This window comes from Salinicola sp. MH3R3-1, from assembly GCF_001937155.1.
GTDB classification, from domain to species: domain Bacteria; phylum Pseudomonadota; class Gammaproteobacteria; order Pseudomonadales; family Halomonadaceae; genus Salinicola; species Salinicola halophyticus.
This window is the reverse complement of sequence record NZ_MSDP01000006.1, coordinates 36,143-53,321: the sequence shown is the minus strand read 5'-3', so window position 1 is coordinate 53,321 and position 17,179 is coordinate 36,143. Positions and strand designations below refer to the sequence as shown.

Sequence of the window (17,179 nt, the reverse complement as noted above, 5' to 3'; positions counted from 1 at the left end):
AACCCAAACGCCCGCGCAGGGCGGGCGTTTCAGCACTGTTCAGCGAATTGATCGCTTCGTCAGAAGCTAGTCATCCTGGGCGTTCTGACCGCCCGCTTCGCTGCGACGCTTCTCTCTACGCGCCTTGTTCATACGACCCAATGCCAGTACCGGGCCCGAGACGACATAGCAGCCAAACAGCGCCAGCAGCATCACGGAGGGTTCGATAGAAATCAGCACGAACAGCAGCACGATCGCCAACAAGAACACGAACGGCACCGGCCCCTTGAAATCGATTTCCTTGAAGCTGTGGTAGCGCACATTGCTGACCATCAGAACGCCGGCTGCTGCCACTACCACGGTCATCAGTATCTTGAAGCCCAGCGATTCCGCATCGAAGGTATGGAAGACCCAGACGCAGCCGGCAACCACACCCGCCGCCGACGGGCTGGGTAGACCGACGAACCACTTCTTGTCGATGCTGCCGATCTGCACGTTGAAACGTGCCAGGCGCAACGCCGCACCGGCCACGAAGATGAACGCGGCGATCCAGCCAATCTTGCCGATGTCCTGCAGGATCCAGGTAAACGTCACCAGCGCAGGCGCCATGCCAAACGAGACCATGTCGGAAAGGCTGTCGAACTCTTCGCCGAAGGCGCTCTGGGTATTGGTCAGACGCGCGACTCGCCCATCCAGCCCGTCCAGCACCATGGCCACGAAGATGGCGATGGCGGCCTTGGCATAGTCGCCGTTGACGCCCGCGACGATCGAGTAGAAGCCGGCGAACAGCGCGGATAGCGTGAACAGGTTGGGCAACAAGTAGATGCCGCGACGGCGTATCCGCTTGCCGTTCTCGACCGTTTCCTCGATCACCTCGTCTTCGTCATCGTACAATGGAGACGTGGCGCCGATAGTAATGGTCTCGGGCTCTTGCTCGTGGTGGCGGTCATCCTGCGTCATGAAGCGAGTCCTTTATTGGCGAGTGCGCTCGGGCTTGATAGCCGGCTCATTCTACAGCCTAGCGGGAATCACGATAGATGCCCGCGTAAAACCCGATTCCACTGTACCAGCAATACGAAAACGGGGGCACGACCGTCGTCGCACCCCCGTTCCATGCCTGCTGTCGTCGAAAAGCGTTCAGTTCTTGCTCTTATCGACCAGCTGGTTGGCCGTGATCCACGGCATCATTCCGCGCAGCTTGGCACCGACCACTTCAACCGGATGCTCGGCGGTCTGACGACGACGAGCGTTCAGTGACGCATAGTTGCAGGCGCCCTCGGCGATGAACATCTTGGCGTACTCACCGTCCTGGATACGCTGCAGCGCCTTCTTCATGGCGGCGCGGGATTCGTCGTTGATGATCTCGCGGCCGGTGACGTACTCGCCGTACTCGGCGTTGTTGGAGATCGAATAGTTCATGTTGGCGATGCCGCCTTCGTACATCAGGTCGACGATCAGCTTGAGCTCGTGGAGACACTCGAAGTAGGCCATTTCCGGTGCGTAGCCCGCTTCGGTCAGGGTTTCGAAGCCGGCCTTGACCAGCTCGACCGCGCCACCACAAAGCACCGCCTGCTCGCCGAACAGATCGGTTTCGGTCTCGTCCTTGAAAGTCGTTTCGATGATGCCGCTACGACCACCGCCAATGGCCGCCGCGTAGGAGAGTGCAATCTCCTTGGCCTGGCCCGAGGCATCCTGATGGATGGCGATCAGATCCGGGATACCGCCGCCACGGACGAACTCGGAACGCACGGTGTGACCCGGCGCCTTGGGAGCGATCATGATGACGTCGAGATCGGCACGCGGCTCGACCTGGTTGTAATGGATGTTGAAGCCGTGAGCGAAGGCGACGGTGGCGCCCTCTTTCAGGTTCGGCTCGACATCCTGCTCGTAAATCACTTTCTGATTCTCGTCGGGAGCCAGCATCATGACCACGTCGGCGGTCTTGCACGCTTCGGCAACGCTTGCCACCTTGAGCCCGGCGCTCTCCGCCTTGGCGGCAGAGGAAGAGCCCTTGCGCAGGCCGACGGTCACGTCGACGCCGGATTCTTTCAGGTTATTGGCATGAGCATGCCCCTGGGAGCCGTAACCCACGATGGTGACCTGCTTGGCTTGAATCAGCGAAAGGTCGCAATCCTTGTCGTAATAAACGTGCATGTCGTACTCCGGAAGTGGAATCTGATGGGCGCCGTCTGGTGCGATGCCCTGTGTTATCGCGTAAGGCCACGATAAGTCAGGCAACTTGTTGCGTAAAACGCTATATTTGCAACGCGACATTTCATAAATTGAAACAAGCCGATCGAACGACAATGGACTACCGCCCGCTCACCCAGTTCCTGGCCCTGGCCGAACACCTGCACTTCGGCCGCGCCAGCGATGCCTGCCACGTCAGCCCATCGACGCTGAGCCGTGCGATCCGCCAGCTGGAGGAGACGCTCGGCGTCACCCTGTTCGAGCGCGACAACCGTCATGTCACGCTGACGCGGGAGGGTCAGCTGTTTCACTCCTATGCCCGGGAGACACTGGAACAGTGGCAGGCGATGCAGTCCACGCTGATGGCGGAGACTCGCGAACTGGCCGGCGAGATCAGCATCTACTGCTCGGTCACCGCCAGCTACAGCTTCCTCTACCGGCTACTGAGCGAATTCCGTCAGCGTCATCCGCGCATCGAGATCAAGCTGCATACCGGCGATCCGGCGGATGCCATCGCTCGCGTCCAGGCCGAAAACGAAGACATCGCCATCACCGCTCGCCCGCGCAGCCTGCCGGACGCACTGGCATTCAAACCGCTGACGACGTCGCCGCTGGTGTTCATCGCCCCCCGTGATGGCGCCGACTGGCTACCGGCCACGCCGGAAACGCCGACGCCTTCGCAGTGGAAAGGCGTGCCGATGATTCTTTCCGAATCCGGTCTGTCGCGAGACCACGCCGATACCTGGTTCCGGGCCATGGGCATCAGTCCGCGTATCTACGCCCAGGTCGCCGGCAACGAAGCGATCGTCAGCATGGTCGGGCTGGGGTTCGGGGTTGGCATCGTGCCGCGCATCGTGCTCGACAACAGCCCGCTGCTGGACCGCATCACGATCCTGCCGGTCAAGCCGGAGCTGCCGCACTACGATGTCGGCCTGTGCGTGCTCAAGCGCCGCTTGAAAAGTGCGCTGATCGAAGCGTTATGGGCCCAGCTACCCAACTGACCCGGCCCGCCGAAGAGTCTGAAAACACAAAACGCCCGACAGAATCGCTTCTGCCGGGCGTGGGTCTGGCGATGGATCGTATTTAGAGCGTGAGCAGCTTGTCGCCACGGGCAATGCCCGAAACGCCGGTCCGCGCGACCTCGAGAATGCCGATCGGCGCCATCGCCTGGACGAAGGCGTCGAGCTTGCCGGCGTCGCCGGTGATCTGCACGGTGTAGACGCTCGGGGTGACGTCGACGACCTGCGCCCGGAAGATATCCGCCGTGCGCTTGACCTCGTCGCGGGCCGCGCCCAGCGCCTTGACCTTGACCAGCATCAGTTCGCGCTCGATGTGATTGCCCTCGGTCAGGTCGACCAGCTTGACCACGTCGATCAGCTTGTTGAGATGCTTGGTGATCTGCTCGATCACCCGGTCATCGCCCACCGTGGTCACGGTCAGCCGCGACAGCGACGGATCTTCCGTCGGCGCCACGTTGAGGGTTTCGATGTTGAAGTTGCGCTGGGAGAACAGCCCCACCACGCGGGACAGAGCGCCGGGTTCGTTTTCCAGCAGAATCGAGATGATATGGCGCATCAGGTCCGCTCCGTCTTCGAAAGCAGCATGTCACGCATGGAGCCCAACGGCACCTGCATCGGATAGACGTGTTCGAATGGATCGACATAGATATCGAGGAACACGAGCTCGTTGGTGTCGGCGAAGGCGCGTTCCAGCGCCGGCGCCAGCTCCTCATGAGTCTTCACCGTGATCGCGGTGAAACCGTACGCCTCGATCAGCTTGGCGAAATCCGGCAGCGACTCCATGTAGGAGTGCGCGTGGCGGGACTTGTAGTTCAAGTCCTGCCACTGGCGCACCATGCCCAGCGAGCCGTTGTTGAGATTGACGATCTTGACGCCGACATCGAACTGCTTACACGTCGACAGCTCCTGCATCATCATCTGGAAACTGCCTTCCCCGGTGAAGCAGACCACGTCGTCCTGCGGATAACCGAGCTTGACGCCCATCGCCGCCGGGAAGCCGAAGCCCATGGTGCCGAGGCCGCCCGAGGTGATGAAACGATTGGGCTTGGCGAACTTGTAGTACTGCGCCGCGAACATCTGGTGCTGGCCCACGTCGGTGGTCACGAACGCCTCACCGCGGGTGGCGCGATAGACCGCCTCGACCACCTCCTGCGGCTTGAGCGCTTCGCCCGGTTTCGAAGGCTCGTAGAGCTTGCCTTCGCGCTCGCCACGCCAGCCCTCGATGCTCTTCCACCACTCGCCCAGCGCCTCGGCGTTGGTCGCATCGCGCTCCTGCACCAGGCTGATCATCTCGTTGATGACGCTGCCCGCCGCGCCGACGATCGGTACATCCGCCCGCACGGTCTTGGAGATCGAACTGGGGTCAATGTCGACATGCACGATCTTGGCCGTGGGGCAAAACTTCGAGGTGTTGTTGGTCACGCGGTCGTCGAAGCGCGCGCCGATGGCGACGATCAGATCGGCGTGATGCATCGCCATGTTGGCCTCGTAGCTGCCGTGCATGCCGAGCCAGCCCAGCGACTGCCGGTCACCCTGCGGATAGCCGCCAATCCCCATCAGCGTGGTGGTGATCGGGAAGCCGAGCCGCTGGACCAGGTCGGTCAGTGCCTCGCTGGCGCCGCCGGTGACGACGCCACCACCGGTGTAGAATACCGGCCGGCGCGCCTTGAGCATCATGTCGACGGCCTTCCTGATCTGGCCGCTGTGCCCGCGAGTCACCGGGTTGTAGGAGCGAATCTTGACCTTCTTCGGATAGACGTATTCGTAGCGCTCGGTGGGCGCGGTCATGTCCTTGGGAATATCCACCACCACCGGGCCGGGCCGGCCGGTCGCGGCAAGATAGAAGGCCTTTTTCAGCACTTCCGGAATCTGGCTGGGGTGCCGGATCGAGAAGCTGTGCTTCACGATGGGGCGGGTCACGCCGACGATGTCGGTTTCCTGAAAGGCATCCTCGCCGATCAGATGGCTGGCGACCTGGCCGCACAGTACCACCATCGGGATCGAATCCATGTAGGCGGTAGCGATACCGGTGACGGCGTTGGTCGCGCCGGGACCGGAAGTGACCAGCACCACGCCGGGCTTGCCTGAAGCGCGGGCATAGCCATCGGCGGCGTGGGTCGCGGCCTGTTCGTGACGAACGAGAATGTGTTGAACGCTATCCTGACGGAACAGGGCATCATAGATGTGCAACGCCGCGCCGCCCGGATAGCCATAGATGCGCTCGACGCCTTCGTCTTTCAGAAAGCGGGCGATCATATCGGCGCCGGAAAGTAATTCCACTGGTAAGTCTCCCCTGGAAGTTCGAGTGCCGCTTCGTGGTTCCGCTTCCGAAACCGATCCGTGAGCGCCTGGCGCTATCCACGGAAACGAAGCTCAATCACGGCGGTAAGCCGCTGTCGACCTGCGGTCGACGCCTGATGCCATATCCTGGCGTCCTGGGCCCGGGGTGGGGACCCGCACTCATAGGAACCGCTCGCGCCATGGCGCTGGCAATTCCTGACACGGCAGATAGCCGCATCGGGGTTGGCGGGAACAGGCGTTTGGCCCGCGCCCTAGGTTTCTCAACAACGCTGAGAAAGAGGTCCTTCGTCAGGCGGGTAGAGGTCACTGGGAACCTACCCTTCACGCAGCGGCCGGGGATCGCCCGTGGATGACTGCGCCCACAATCAGGAACCGCATAGATTCCACCAGCACCCGGGGGCTGTCAACCTTCGACGCTAGCCAGCCGCTCTTCAACGGCAACAACGTCTGAACGCCGCCAGTATCGGCGACTAAAGTTGGATCGTTTTGCGCAGCGCCATCGAGTCATCCCTGCTGTACTGAATTCGACTGCTAACGCATGACTCGCCAATCAATCGGGGTAACGCGCATGTCTCCTATCGTGAAATGGTCTGCATTCGTGGCCATGGCAGGTTTTCTGTTTGGCTTCGATACCGCCGTGATATCCGGTGCGGATAGACCGATCCAGGAGCTGTGGGGGCTGAGCGATCTTCAGCATGGCCTGTTCATCATGTCGATGGCGCTATGGGGGACGGTACTGGGTGCGATCTTCGGCAACTGGCCGACCGATCGCCTGGGTCGCCGCGCGACGCTGTTCATCATCGGCGTGCTCTACTTCGTTTCCGCCGTCGGTTCGGCGCTCGCCACTGACCCGTTCTGGTTCTCGTTCTTCCGTCTGATCGGCGGCTTCGGGGTGGGGATGTCCTCGGTCGCTGCACCGGCCTACATTTCCGAAATCGCCCCGGCCGAACGGCGCGGCAATCTGGTGGCGCTCTATCAGTTCAACGTGGTGTTCGGCATCTTCATGGCCTATGTCTCCAATGCCATTCTCGGCAGCCTGCTCGGCGACGACGCCTGGCGCTGGATGGTCGGCGTCGAAGCCGTGCCGGCGCTGGTCTATACCCTGGCGCTGCTGAAGGTGCCGGAGAGCCCGCGCTGGCTGATCCTCAACCGAGGCGATACGAAAACTGCCGCCGGTGTGCTGAGCCAGATCGATCCGCAAAGTGACACCGCAAAGCAGATCGAGGAGATCCAGGCCGCCGATCGAGAAGACAACAAGGTCCACTCGCGCTTCTTCTCGCGCCGCTACCGCTTGCCGATCACGCTGGCGTTTCTGATCGCGTTCTTCAACCAGTTCACCGGTATCAACTTCGTGCTCTACTACGCGCCTCGTATTCTCGAGTCGGCGCAGCTGGGCGATAACGCCGCCCTGCTCTCCACCGCCGGTATCGGTCTGATCATGGTGCTCTTCACCATGCTCGGCATGGCCTTGATCGACCGTTTCGGCCGCCGCAAGCTCATGTACGTCGGCTCGGTGGGCTACATCATTTCGCTATCGATCATCTCGCATGCGTTCTTCACCGATAATCTCGGCGGCGCACTGATCCCGATTCAGCTGTGCCTGTTCGTGGCCGCCCACGGCATTAGCCAGGGCACGGTGATCTGGGTGTTCATCTCGGAAATCTTCCCCAACCGCGAACGCGCCCGGGGCCAGTCGCTCGGCAGCTTTACCCACTGGTTCTTCGCCGCCGTCATCACCCTGGTCACACCGTGGGTGCTGAGCGTGTTCAACGGCGGCCCGGTGTTCGCCTTCTTCGCCTTCATGATGGTGCTGCAGATCGTCTTCGTCGCCTTCCTGATGCCGGAAACCAAAGGCGTGTCGCTGGAAAAACTGCAGCAGAAGCTGTCGCCGCGCGGGGAATCAGGGGCATGATGGCGGATAACGAAAGACAGACACGAAAGACAGGCATGAAAAACCCGCGACGTTGAACGCCGCGGGCGGGAAAACGGTCAGGACGCGACCGTATGTCGAAATGAATCTCGCCAGTGAATCGGCCCGGCGTCGCAGCCGGGCCGATCGCCTTACTTGTCGAACACCAGATGATCGCCGTCGGCGCGGACGCGAATGGTGTCGCCGGGCACGAATCGACCCGACAGCAGATCCTGGGCCAGCGGATTCTCGATTCGGCTCTGGATCGCCCGCTTGAGCGGACGCGCGCCGAACACCGGATCGAAGCCGACCACTGCCAACTGCGCCATCGCCTCGTCGCTGATGTCCAGCTTGAGATCGCGCTCGGCAAGGCGACTGCGCAGGCGGTCGAGCTGGATCGAGGCGATCGCCTGGATCTGCTCCTGTCCCAGCGAATGGAACACGACGACCTCGTCGATCCGGTTGATCAGTTCCGGCCGGAAGTGGTTGCCCACCACCGTCATCACCGCGTCCCGCATCGCCGAGTAGTCGCTCTCCTCGCCGCCCATGCGCTGGATCACATCGGAGCCCAGGTTCGACGTCATCACGATCACGGTGTTGCGGAAATCCACCGTGCGGCCCTGGCCATCGGTCAGGCGGCCGTCCTCAAGCACCTGCAGCAGGATGTTGAACACATCTGGATGCGCCTTCTCGACCTCGTCGAGCAGCAGTACCGAATAGGGTTTGCGACGTACCGCTTCCGTCAGATAGCCACCCTCCTCGTAACCTACATAGCCGGGAGGCGCGCCGATCAGACGAGCCACGGAGTGCTTCTCCATGAACTCGGACATGTCGATGCGCACCATCGCTTCCTCGGTGTCGAACAGGAAGTTGGCCAGCGACTTGCACAGCTCGGTCTTGCCCACGCCGGTCGGGCCCAGGAACAGAAACGAGCCGTTGGGTCGATTCGGATCGGAAAGACCCGCCCGCGAACGCCGCACCGCGTTGGCCACGGCAGTGACCGCTTCGTCCTGACCGATCACCCGCTCGTGCAGCGCGTCTTCCATGCGCAGCAGCTTGTCGCGCTCGCCCTCGAGCATCTTGGCGACGGGAATCCCGGTCCAGCGCGAGACGACTTCGGCGATCTCCTCCTCGGTGACGTTGGAGCGCAGCAGCTGATGCGATGACGTGTCCGCACTTTCGCTGTCGCTGCTTTCGGCAATCTGCTGCTCGAGCTTGGGAATGGTGCCGTACTGGAGTTCGGACATCCGTCCCAGATCGCCCTGCCGGCGGGCCGCCTCGAGATCGATACGCGCCTGTTCGAGTTCCGCCTTGTACTGGGCCGCGCCCTGAATGCTGGCCTTTTCGGCCTTCCAGACTTCCTCGAGATCCGCATATTCGCGCCCGAGTTCGTCGATCTGGACCTCGAGATTGTCGAGCCGCTTGCGGGAGGCTTCATCGGTCTCTTTCTTGAGCGCTTCCCGCTCCATCTTGAGCTGGATCAGACGCCGATCGAGCCGGTCCATCTCTTCCGGCTTGGAGTCGAGCTCCATGCGAATGCGCGAGGCCGCTTCGTCGATCAGATCGATCGCCTTGTCGGGAAGCTGGCGGTCGGAGATGTAGCGGGTCGACAGCTTGGCCGCGGCGATGATCGCCGAGTCGGTGATATCGACACCGTGGTGCACCTCGTAACGCTCCTTGAGGCCACGCAGGATGGCGATGGTGTCCTCCTCGCTCGGCTCGTCCACCAGTACCTTCTGGAAGCGGCGCTCCAGCGCGGCGTCCTTCTCGATATACTGACGATATTCGTCGAGCGTGGTCGCGCCGACGCAGTGCAGCTCGCCCCGAGCCAGGGCCGGCTTGAGCATGTTGCCGGCATCCAGCGCGCCGTCGCCCTTGCCGGCGCCGACCATGGTGTGCAGCTCGTCGATGAACAGGATCACCCGACCCTCTTCCTTGGAGAGCTCGTTGAGCACCGACTTCAGCCGCTCCTCGAACTCGCCGCGGAATTTGGCGCCGGCCAGCAGCGAGCCCATGTCGAGAGACAGCACGCGCTTGTCCTTGAGACCTTCCGGCACTTCGCCGTTAATGATCCGCTGCGCCAGCCCCTCGACGATGGCGGTCTTGCCCACCCCGGGTTCGCCGATCAGGACCGGATTGTTCTTGGTCCGACGCTGCAGCACTTGGATCGTGCGGCGAATCTCGTCGTCGCGGCCGATCACCGGATCGAGCTTGCCCTCCTCGGCACGAGCGGTCAGATCGAGGGTGTACTTCTCCAGCGCCTCGCGCTTCTCCTCGGCGTTGGCATCATCGACGTTGGCCCCGCCGCGTAGCTCGGCGATCGCACTGGCGAGACGCTTGCGATCCAGCCCCGCCTGGGTCAGCACCTTGGTCAGCCCGTTCTTCATGTCCAGCGCGGCGAGCAGCACCAGTTCGATGGCGATGTACTGATCGCCGCGAGTCTGCGCCTCACGGTCGGCGAGATTGAACAGCCGCGCCAGATCCTGGCTCATGCCGACGTTGCCGTCGAACTGTCCCACTTCGGGCAGACCGTCGAGATAGCCGACCAGCCCCTGACGCAGGCGGCTGACGTCGCCGCCGGCCTTCTGAACCAGACCTTTGATGCCGCTGTCGCGCATCTCGAACAGCGCCATCAGCAGGTGGCCCGGATCGAGTTGATTGTGCCCGCGCCCTACCGCCAGCGACTGTGCCTCGGCCAACGCGTTTTGCAGCTTGGTCGTCATGCGATCCATACGCATATCTCTTCCTCCAGAAACCGCAGCAGGTCATGGCCTGGCGGCTCAGTTGTTTATTAGTTGACACTTAAATGGAGGTATGTTGAAGCTTTTCAAGCATGACGCATGAAAAATTCGCTGCGGCAGAGCGCCCCAGACGAATCAGATTCATGAAACCCGACCAACATCGAACAAGCGGCCGAGAGATGAGGTGAGAGGAGATGGGGTGAGGTCAAAAAAGACAGCCGAGAACAACGACCAGGACGTGAGTCAGCGCAACCAGATGACGCTGGCCATTCGCCCCGTACGGCCGTCGTCGCGACGATGCGAGTAGAAACGCGTGTCGCAGGCGGTACAGAAATGCCCGCCGCTGATCGAGAGAACCCCGATGCGCTCCAGCCGTAGCCGGGCGAGGCGATAGATATCCGCCATATAGTGATTCAGGCGGTAGGGGCTGCGCTCGAAAGCGGTTTCGGCTTCGGGCTGCATCGCAACGAAGGCCTCGAAGACCTCGGGACCGACCTCGAATTGGGCATTGGAAATCGCCGGGCCCATCCATACCATCAGTTCTTCGGGGTCGACGCCCAGCGCCGCCACGTTCGCCTCAAGTACCCCGCCGGCAAGCCCTCGCCAACCGGCGTGAGCCAGCCCCACACGCGTTCCCTGACGGTCACAGAAAAAGACCGGAAGGCAGTCAGCGGTCAAGATGACGCAGGCGTGGCCGCGGTCGAACGCCACCGAAGCGTCAGCCTGGGGCGGATGCTGCCGATATCTTTCCTGATAGCTCTGCATGACACGAGCGCCATGTACCTGGTCGAGCCACAACAGCGGCCGTTCGTCGCCGACCTCGGCAACCAGCCGGTCCCGACAGCGAACCACGGATTCGGGATCGTCCCCGACGTGAGCCGCCGGGTTGAAGGCGGCGAAATCTCCACGGCTGGGGCCGGTTTCGCGGGTGGTGACGAACGCCCCCACCGTGCTCGCCGCGGGCCAGTCGGGCAGTAAAAGTGTCGGCGCCTCATCCCGCGTTGACGCGGGAGCGGTTGCCGAGGCCGGCGAACAGGCTTCAGAACTCATCGATCCGACTCCCGATCCTCGCGCAGCTCGTCTAGCAGCATGAACATGTCGTCCGGCAAGGGCGCCTTGCATTCGACCGGCGCCCCGCTGACCGGATGCTGGAAGCGAAGTTTGTGGGCGTGCAACGCCTGGCGCGGGAATTCTCGCAGCACCGTCTTCAGCGATTCACTGCTGCCAGCGGGCATTTTCAATCGCCCCCCATAGACGGGGTCGCCGATCAGCGGGTAGCGAACATGGGCCAGATGCACGCGAATCTGGTGCGTGCGCCCGGTCTCGAGCCGACAGCGAACGTGAGTATGTGCGCGAAATCGCTCCTGGACCCGGTAGTGCGTGACCGCGGGCTTGCCCGCCTCGGTCACCGCCTGACGCTGGCGATCCTTGGGGTGGCGGCCGATCGGCGCGTCCACCTTGCCGCCGGCCGTCATCGCCCCGACGACGATGGCATCGTACTCTCGCGATACCGTCCGCGCCTGCAGCTGCGTCACCAGTGCGGTCTGTGCCGTCAGGGTCTTCGCCACCATCATCAGCCCGGTGGTGTCCTTGTCGAGACGATGGACGATACCGGCACGCGGCACCGCCGCCAGCGGCGCATGGTGATGCAGCAGCGCATTGAGCAGGGTGCCGTCGGGGTTGCCGGCAGCGGGATGCACGACCAGACCCGCGGGCTTGTCGATGACCATCACGTCGTCGTCTTCGAACACGATCGACAGCGGGATGGCCTGAGGCTCCCAACGGGTCTCTTCCTGGAGCTGGGTATCGAGCGCTAGCCGCTCGCCGCCGATCACCTTATCCTTGGGTCGCGCCGGCTGGCCGTTGATCGTCAGTTCGCCCTGTTGAATCCACCCTTTCAGGCGTTCTCGCGAGAATTCGGGGAACATTTCGGCAGCGGTCTGGTCGAGACGTCGTCCGGCCAGATGCTCGGGTATGCGCTCGTCACGCTTTAGGATGTCGGCCATACGTGGGAATGGGGTCCGTTTCGCCGGTGCGTTTCGTCAGCACGTTTCGTGAGTGCGTTTCGTCAGCACAAAGGTTTGCTTTATAGTGAGTCGGATTCGGCGGATTCTAGCACGGCCGCCAAGGAATGGTTGATACGAGGATGATGATGCGATTTTCTGCGCGATGTTCCGCTCTGGCCGCCATGTTGGTGGTAGGCACCCTGCTCGCTGGCTGCGCCAGCAACGAGCCTGCCCCCGACCTGCAGGAACAGGATCTTTACCAGCAGGCCCAGAGCTCCCTCGATGCCGGCCGTTACACGACTGCCGTCAAACAGCTGGAAGCCCTAGATACACGCTTCCCGTTCGGACGTTATGCCGAACAGGCCCAGCTCGAACTGATCTACGCCTACTATGAGGTCGAGGACTGGGAACAGACTCGCGCTGCCGCCAGCCGTTTCATCCGCCTCCATCCGGATCATCCCCAGGTCGACTACGCCTACTACATGCGCGGTCTCGGAGCGTATCAGGCAGGGCGCTTCAGCCTCGAGAGTCTGGCGCTGATCGATATCTCCAAGCGCGATCTGGGCGCGTCCAGGGATGCCTACGTCGACTTCGGCGAACTGGTGCGTCGCTTCCCCGACAGCGCCTACGCGCCGGATGCCCGTCAGCGCGTCATCTATCTGCGCAACGTTCTGGCACGCCATGAGCTGCAGGTGGCCGACTTCTATCTACGCAAGGGTGCCTACGTCGCGGCCGTCGAGCGCGGACGCTGGGTCATTGAGCACTACCCGAAGGCCGAGGCAACCCGCGACGCGCTGGCCGTCATGGTCGAAGGCTATCTCGGCCTCAACATGCGCGACCGCGCCCAGACCGTGCTGCAGACGTTGATTCACAACGACCCCGACAACAGCCAGCTCGACGGCGATACCTTCGTGCCCAAGCACGTTGACGTCGATCCGCCGCTGACGCTCAAGGGCTGAAGCTACGAGCTACGAGCTACGAGCTACGAGCTACGAGCTACGAGCTACGAGCTTCAATCGAAAGCGCCGCTTGCTGACAAGGCAAGCGGCGCTTTTCGTTGGCTCCAAAGCAGAAGAAATTTTAGCTCCCCGGCTGCCAGCCGTTGACGATGGGATAGCGGCGGTCGCGGCCGAAGCCGCGCAGAGTCACTCTTACGCCGACCGGCGCCTGACGCCGCTTGTACTCGTTGCGATCGACCAGCTTGACTACCTGGTAGACGTCGTCGCGCTCGAAGCCCGCCTCGATGATTGCCTCGGCGCTCATGTCGCCTTCGATATAACGCTCGAGAATCGCGTCCAGCACGTCGTAGCCCGGCAGCGAGTCGCTATCCTGCTGGTCCGGCGCCAGCTCGGCAGAGGGCGGCCGCGTGATCACGCGCTCGGGGATGGCCGGATCCTGAGTGTTGCGCCAGTTGGCCAGCCGATAGACCCAGGTCTTGTAGACATCCTTGAGCGCGTTGTAGCCCCCGACCATGTCGCCGTAGAGCGTTGCGTAGCCCACCGCCATCTCGCTCTTGTTGCCGGTGGTCTGGACCATCAGCCCCTTCTTGTTGGAGATCGCCATCAGCAGCACGCCGCGCACCCGCGACTGCAGATTCTCCTCGGTGGTGTCCGCTGCCAATCCCTCGAAGCTCTGGGCCAGCGTTGCGGTGAAGGCTTCGACCATCGGCGCAATCGGCATGACCTCGTACCCGACGCCGAGCATCTTGGCCTGCTCGGCGGCATCGGCCTGGGAGATCTCGGCGGTATAGTGATACGGCATCATCACCGCATGGACCCGCTCCGGCCCCAGCGCGTCTACCGCGATGGCCAGCGACAGCGACGAGTCGATACCGCCGGAAAGCCCCATCACCACGCCCTTGAAACCGCTCTTGTTGACATAGTCGCGCAGCCCCGTCACCAGCGCGCAGTAGAGATTTTCCTCGGCATCGAGCAGCGGCTCGCGCTCGCCGGCCGCGGGAGTCCAGCCGTCCGCCTCACGGGTAAAGCGCACCGGCATCAGTCCGACCTGCCAGAACGGCGCACGCACGGCGACTTCGCCTGCCGCATCGAGCACCAGTGATCCCCCGTCGAAAACCAGTTCGTCCTGGCCGCCGATCGCGTTGACGTAGACCAGCGGTTTGTCCACCTCCCGCGCGCGCTCCGCAAACAGGCGTTCGCGCTCGGCAGGCTTGTCGAGATGAAACGGCGAGGCGTTCAGCGTCACCAGAATATCCGCCCCGGCTTCGGCCGATTGCCGCACCGGCGCTCCATCCCAGAGATCCTCGCAGATCAGGATGCCAAGTCGCGCGCCCTGATGCTCGATCACCAGCGGCTCTTCCCCCGACTCGAAATATCGGTCCTCGTCGAAGACCTGATAGTTGGGTAGGGCCTGCTTGGCGTACTCGCCGCGCCATTGACCGCCCAGCAGTACGCCCGCCAGATTGCGACGCTGACCGTCTCGCATGCCGGGATAACCCACGATGACCAGTGTCTCCGGTGCGATCTTGTCGATCTTGCGCGCCATCTCCTCCAGCGCTTCCTGCAGGCGTGATTCCATCGCGCCGCGCAGCAGCAGATCCTCCGGCGGATAGCCGGTCAGGAACAGCTCGCTGAACACGACCACGTCCGCACCATGTTCGATGCGGGCTTCGCGCACGGCCTCGATCGCCGTGGCGGCGTTACCGGCGATATCCCCCACCATCGGGTCCAGCTGCGCCATCACCAGGGTCAGATCTTGCATGAGTAAACTCGTCTCCAGACAGATGCGGCGCTCGAGCGCCTCGTTGGCTGTCGTCCATTTTCGCGCATGCCATGCGCAGAGGCAAAATCCCACGGCGCTGAACGCACCGCTCGGTTCAGCCTAAGGGTCGGTAGGGTCGAGGATCGACGATCGGCTCGCAGCCGATCAGCTGGCCGACCAGCAGCCGGGTAGCGGCCGGCGCCAGCACCAGACCATTGCGATAGTGGCCGGCGTTGACATGGAGGCCCTCGAAGCCGGGCACGGCACCGATCATCGGTATGCCGTCCGGTGAGCCCGGACGCAGGCCCGCCCAGTGATGTTCTACCGGACACTCGGCCAGCGCCGGGACGATGGAGAGTGCGCTTTCGTGCAACGAGGCGTAAGCCTCCTCGGTCGTCTGCTTGTCGAAGCCCACTTCCTCGAGCGTCGACCCCGCCAGTACCCGACCGTCTCCGCGCGGAATCACGTAGCGCCCATCCTTGAGCACGACCCGCTCGACCAGCCCCGGTGGGGCCTTGAACAGAATCATCTGGCCCTTGACCGGCCGAACCGCCAGCTCGACGCCGATACCCGCCAGCAGCGCTCGCGACCAGGCGCCGGCACAGATCACTGTCTGCCCGGCGCGGATCGCACCCTGTGACGTGGTGACACCGCGAATGGCATCGCCCTCTCGAATCAGCGCCGAGACTTCGCAATCCTCATGCAGGCTCACATTCGGCATCTGCAACAGTCGCGCCCTAAGCGCCTGCCCCAACCGCGGATTGCGAATGCTGCCGAGGGTCGGCATCCACAGCGCACCGTCGAAACCCGGTGCCGCGTTGGGCTCCTTGGCATAGAGCGTTTCGGCATCGATACGTGCCAGCGGTTTAGCGACCTCTCGCGCCCAGGCGAGCGCGGCATCGACATCCTCGACGCGCAGGTAGAGCAGGCCTTTCTGACGATATTCGGGGTCGATACCGGTTTCCTCGAGCAGCCGGCCGGCCAGCTCAGGGTAGCGGCCCTCGGACCAGCTGGACAACGCCGAGATCGCTTGGGAATACCGCCAAGGGTAGAGCGGCGAGACGATACCGCCACCTGCCCAGGAGGCCTCGCGACCACACTGGCCGCGCTCGACCAGCGCCACCGAATGACCGGCATCGGCCAGTTGCAACGCCGTCATCATGCCGATGACCCCGCCGCCCGCGATCAAGAAATCCTGCATGCTGTCGATATCCTGACAAAAGGACGATTCTATCATTCGTCCACAACCCGGGCTCCGCAATGGTTTCTTGCTCTTCAGCTTCGCAAACTGGCACTGATCGCTGCGCTTCGAGACGCCAACGACAGCGAGGCTTCACCTTGATCGAGCTGATGATCTGCGTGGTAGTCATGGGCATCCTGGCGAGCTGGGCCGCACCGGGATTGGCAAACCTGAATGCGCGCATGACGCTGGATAGCGAAGTGGAACGGGTCTGGCAATTGCTCCGGCGGGCGCGCCAGGAAGCCGCCAGCAGCGGGCAGTCGACCTGGCTCTGCCCCTCTCAGGATGGCGCGAGCTGCAGCGACAATGGGCAATGGAATCGTTCGTTGCTGTTGTTCATCGATAGCAATGGCGACAAGACGCTCGACGACAATGAGCGACTGATCGTGGTCAGTCAGCCCAGCGGCAGTCAGGTCAGCGTCGACCCCGGCAGCTTCTCGCAGGGCTTGGGGTACACCCCGCTCGGCTTCACTCGCGACCGCAAGGCAGGCACCTTCATTTTGACCAATCCTGCGTTGATGACAGGCGGGACCAAGATCGTGGTGCACTTCGCGCGCATCCGTACCGAACCGGTGGATGATACCGACAGTGATCCCGACGACGAGCCGAACACCTAGCGCCGAGCATTCCCTCGAGCCAGTCGAGACCGGGCTCAATCACAGGTACCCGGCGCGGGTGAACGCTTGCCCTGGCTATCGAGGCTCATCGCATCACACGCTCCGCTGGTTCTGCCTGCGACTCTATCGGCGCTGACAAGATAGCGCTGTCCACCATCGCTGATCGTCAGCTTCAATGTGTATTTCGCATCGCCACTTTCCGGTGATTGGCTGGGGGAAAGATCGACCGTTGACGGCTTTATCGACTCCGCATCTTCGCCATAGCGGTAGGTCTGCGAGTAGCGCCGCTCCAGTGCCAGTGCCAACGACTGCATGGCCGCCTGAGCATCCCGCGCCTGCGCTCGCTCGACGTAACGGAGATAACTCGGGATCGCGATAGCGGCGAGAATGCCGACGATCACCACTGCGATCATCAGCTCGATCAGGGTAAAACCGCGCTGCTTCGAATGGGTCATC

General features: G+C 62.7%; 14 protein-coding genes. 4 read left to right on the top strand and 10 right to left on the bottom strand.

Features of this window, described 5'->3' with window-relative positions:
* Nucleotides 1–66: 66 nt before the first annotated feature.
* On the bottom strand, nt 67–939 hold the full coding sequence (gene pssA, locus BTW08_RS04695; RefSeq protein ID WP_075561372.1) for a CDP-diacylglycerol--serine O-phosphatidyltransferase: 873 nt from the start codon (nt 937–939) through the stop codon (nt 67–69).
* A 177-nt stretch (nt 940–1,116) separates the two neighbouring features.
* Nucleotides 1,117–2,133, bottom strand: coding sequence for a ketol-acid reductoisomerase (gene ilvC, locus BTW08_RS04690; RefSeq protein WP_075561371.1), 1,017 nt, complete (start codon nt 2,131–2,133; stop codon nt 1,117–1,119).
* A 152-nt stretch (nt 2,134–2,285) separates the two neighbouring features.
* On the opposite strand from ilvC, the gene ilvY reads away from it, so the two are divergent.
* Nucleotides 2,286–3,170 (top strand): HTH-type transcriptional activator IlvY, encoded by an 885-nt coding sequence (gene ilvY / locus BTW08_RS04685; RefSeq protein ID WP_075561370.1) that lies wholly within the window; start codon nt 2,286–2,288, stop codon nt 3,168–3,170.
* A gap of 82 nt (nt 3,171–3,252) precedes the next feature.
* On the opposite strand, the gene ilvN is transcribed toward ilvY, so the two are convergent.
* Together ilvN and BTW08_RS04675 are read right to left on the bottom strand one after the other, a co-directional pair.
* The gene (gene ilvN / locus BTW08_RS04680; RefSeq protein ID WP_075561369.1) at nt 3,253–3,744 is read right to left on the bottom strand and encodes an acetolactate synthase small subunit; all 492 of its coding nucleotides are present in this window, start codon (nt 3,742–3,744) and stop codon (nt 3,253–3,255) included.
* A complete protein-coding gene (locus tag BTW08_RS04675) occupies nt 3,744–5,468 on the bottom strand; it encodes an acetolactate synthase 3 large subunit (RefSeq protein WP_075561368.1) in 1,725 nt (574 codons plus the stop codon). The genes ilvN and BTW08_RS04675 overlap by 1 nt, the downstream gene beginning before the upstream one ends.
* Nucleotides 5,469–6,057: 589 nt before the next feature.
* On the opposite strand from BTW08_RS04675, the gene BTW08_RS04670 reads away from it, so the two are divergent.
* On the top strand, nt 6,058–7,401 hold the full coding sequence (locus BTW08_RS04670; protein WP_075561367.1) for a sugar porter family MFS transporter: 1,344 nt from the start codon (nt 6,058–6,060) through the stop codon (nt 7,399–7,401).
* A 149-nt stretch (nt 7,402–7,550) separates the two neighbouring features.
* On the opposite strand, the gene clpB is transcribed toward BTW08_RS04670, so the two are convergent.
* From clpB to rluD, 3 genes are all read right to left on the bottom strand, one after another.
* Complete coding sequence (gene clpB, locus BTW08_RS04665) at nt 7,551–10,136, bottom strand: ATP-dependent chaperone ClpB (protein WP_075561366.1); 2,586 nt, start codon at nt 10,134–10,136, stop codon at nt 7,551–7,553.
* Nucleotides 10,137–10,382: 246 nt separating this feature from the next.
* Nucleotides 10,383–11,189, bottom strand: a complete 807-nt coding sequence (gene pgeF, locus BTW08_RS04660; protein ID WP_083627686.1) for a peptidoglycan editing factor PgeF — start codon at nt 11,187–11,189, stop codon at nt 10,383–10,385.
* A complete protein-coding gene (gene rluD / locus BTW08_RS04655; protein WP_075561365.1) occupies nt 11,186–12,145 on the bottom strand; it encodes a 23S rRNA pseudouridine(1911/1915/1917) synthase RluD in 960 nt (319 codons plus the stop codon). The genes pgeF and rluD overlap by 4 nt, the downstream gene beginning before the upstream one ends.
* A 146-nt stretch (nt 12,146–12,291) precedes the next feature.
* Between rluD and BTW08_RS04650 the strand changes: the two genes are divergently transcribed.
* The gene (locus tag BTW08_RS04650; protein ID WP_075561374.1) at nt 12,292–13,104 is read left to right on the top strand and encodes an outer membrane protein assembly factor BamD; all 813 of its coding nucleotides are present in this window, start codon (nt 12,292–12,294) and stop codon (nt 13,102–13,104) included.
* 121 nt (nt 13,105–13,225) lie between these two features.
* Here BTW08_RS04650 and BTW08_RS04645 read toward each other — a convergent pair whose 3' ends face one another.
* The gene (locus BTW08_RS04645; RefSeq protein WP_075561364.1) at nt 13,226–14,866 is read right to left on the bottom strand and encodes an NAD+ synthase; all 1,641 of its coding nucleotides are present in this window, start codon (nt 14,864–14,866) and stop codon (nt 13,226–13,228) included.
* A 115-nt stretch (nt 14,867–14,981) separates the two neighbouring features.
* On the bottom strand, nt 14,982–16,067 hold the full coding sequence (gene thiO / locus BTW08_RS04640) for a glycine oxidase ThiO (RefSeq protein ID WP_075561363.1): 1,086 nt from the start codon (nt 16,065–16,067) through the stop codon (nt 14,982–14,984).
* A gap of 59 nt (nt 16,068–16,126) precedes the next feature.
* Between thiO and BTW08_RS04635 the strand changes: the two genes are divergently transcribed.
* A complete protein-coding gene (locus BTW08_RS04635; RefSeq protein WP_083627685.1) occupies nt 16,127–16,723 on the top strand; it encodes a GspH/FimT family pseudopilin in 597 nt (198 codons plus the stop codon).
* Nucleotides 16,724–16,758: 35 nt separating this feature from the next.
* On the opposite strand, the gene BTW08_RS04630 is transcribed toward BTW08_RS04635, so the two are convergent.
* Nucleotides 16,759–17,178 carry a type IV pilin protein gene (locus BTW08_RS04630; protein WP_075561361.1) on the bottom strand — a complete coding sequence of 140 codons (420 nt, stop codon included), beginning with the start codon at nt 17,176–17,178 and terminating at the stop codon, nt 16,759–16,761.
* Nucleotide 17,179: the final 1 nt, after the last annotated feature.

Coding starts and splice junctions, on each gene's coding strand:
- pssA (WP_075561372.1), bottom strand. CDS start 939: ATGACGCAGGATGACCGCCACCACGAGCAAGAGCCCGAGACCATTACT.
- ilvC (WP_075561371.1), bottom strand. CDS start 2,133: ATGCACGTTTATTACGACAAGGATTGCGACCTTTCGCTGATTCAAGCC.
- ilvY (WP_075561370.1), top strand. CDS start 2,286: ATGGACTACCGCCCGCTCACCCAGTTCCTGGCCCTGGCCGAACACCTG.
- ilvN (WP_075561369.1), bottom strand. CDS start 3,744: ATGCGCCATATCATCTCGATTCTGCTGGAAAACGAACCCGGCGCTCTG.
- BTW08_RS04670 (WP_075561367.1), top strand. CDS start 6,058: ATGTCTCCTATCGTGAAATGGTCTGCATTCGTGGCCATGGCAGGTTTT.
- clpB (WP_075561366.1), bottom strand. CDS start 10,136: ATGCGTATGGATCGCATGACGACCAAGCTGCAAAACGCGTTGGCCGAG.
- pgeF (WP_083627686.1), bottom strand. CDS start 11,189: ATGAGTTCTGAAGCCTGTTCGCCGGCCTCGGCAACCGCTCCCGCGTCA.
- rluD (WP_075561365.1), bottom strand. CDS start 12,145: ATGGCCGACATCCTAAAGCGTGACGAGCGCATACCCGAGCATCTGGCC.
- BTW08_RS04650 (WP_075561374.1), top strand. CDS start 12,292: ATGCGATTTTCTGCGCGATGTTCCGCTCTGGCCGCCATGTTGGTGGTA.
- BTW08_RS04645 (WP_075561364.1), bottom strand. CDS start 14,866: ATGCAAGATCTGACCCTGGTGATGGCGCAGCTGGACCCGATGGTGGGG.
- thiO (WP_075561363.1), bottom strand. CDS start 16,067: ATGCAGGATTTCTTGATCGCGGGCGGCGGGGTCATCGGCATGATGACG.
- BTW08_RS04635 (WP_083627685.1), top strand. CDS start 16,127: ATGGTTTCTTGCTCTTCAGCTTCGCAAACTGGCACTGATCGCTGCGCT.
- BTW08_RS04630 (WP_075561361.1), bottom strand. CDS start 17,178: ATGACCCATTCGAAGCAGCGCGGTTTTACCCTGATCGAGCTGATGATC.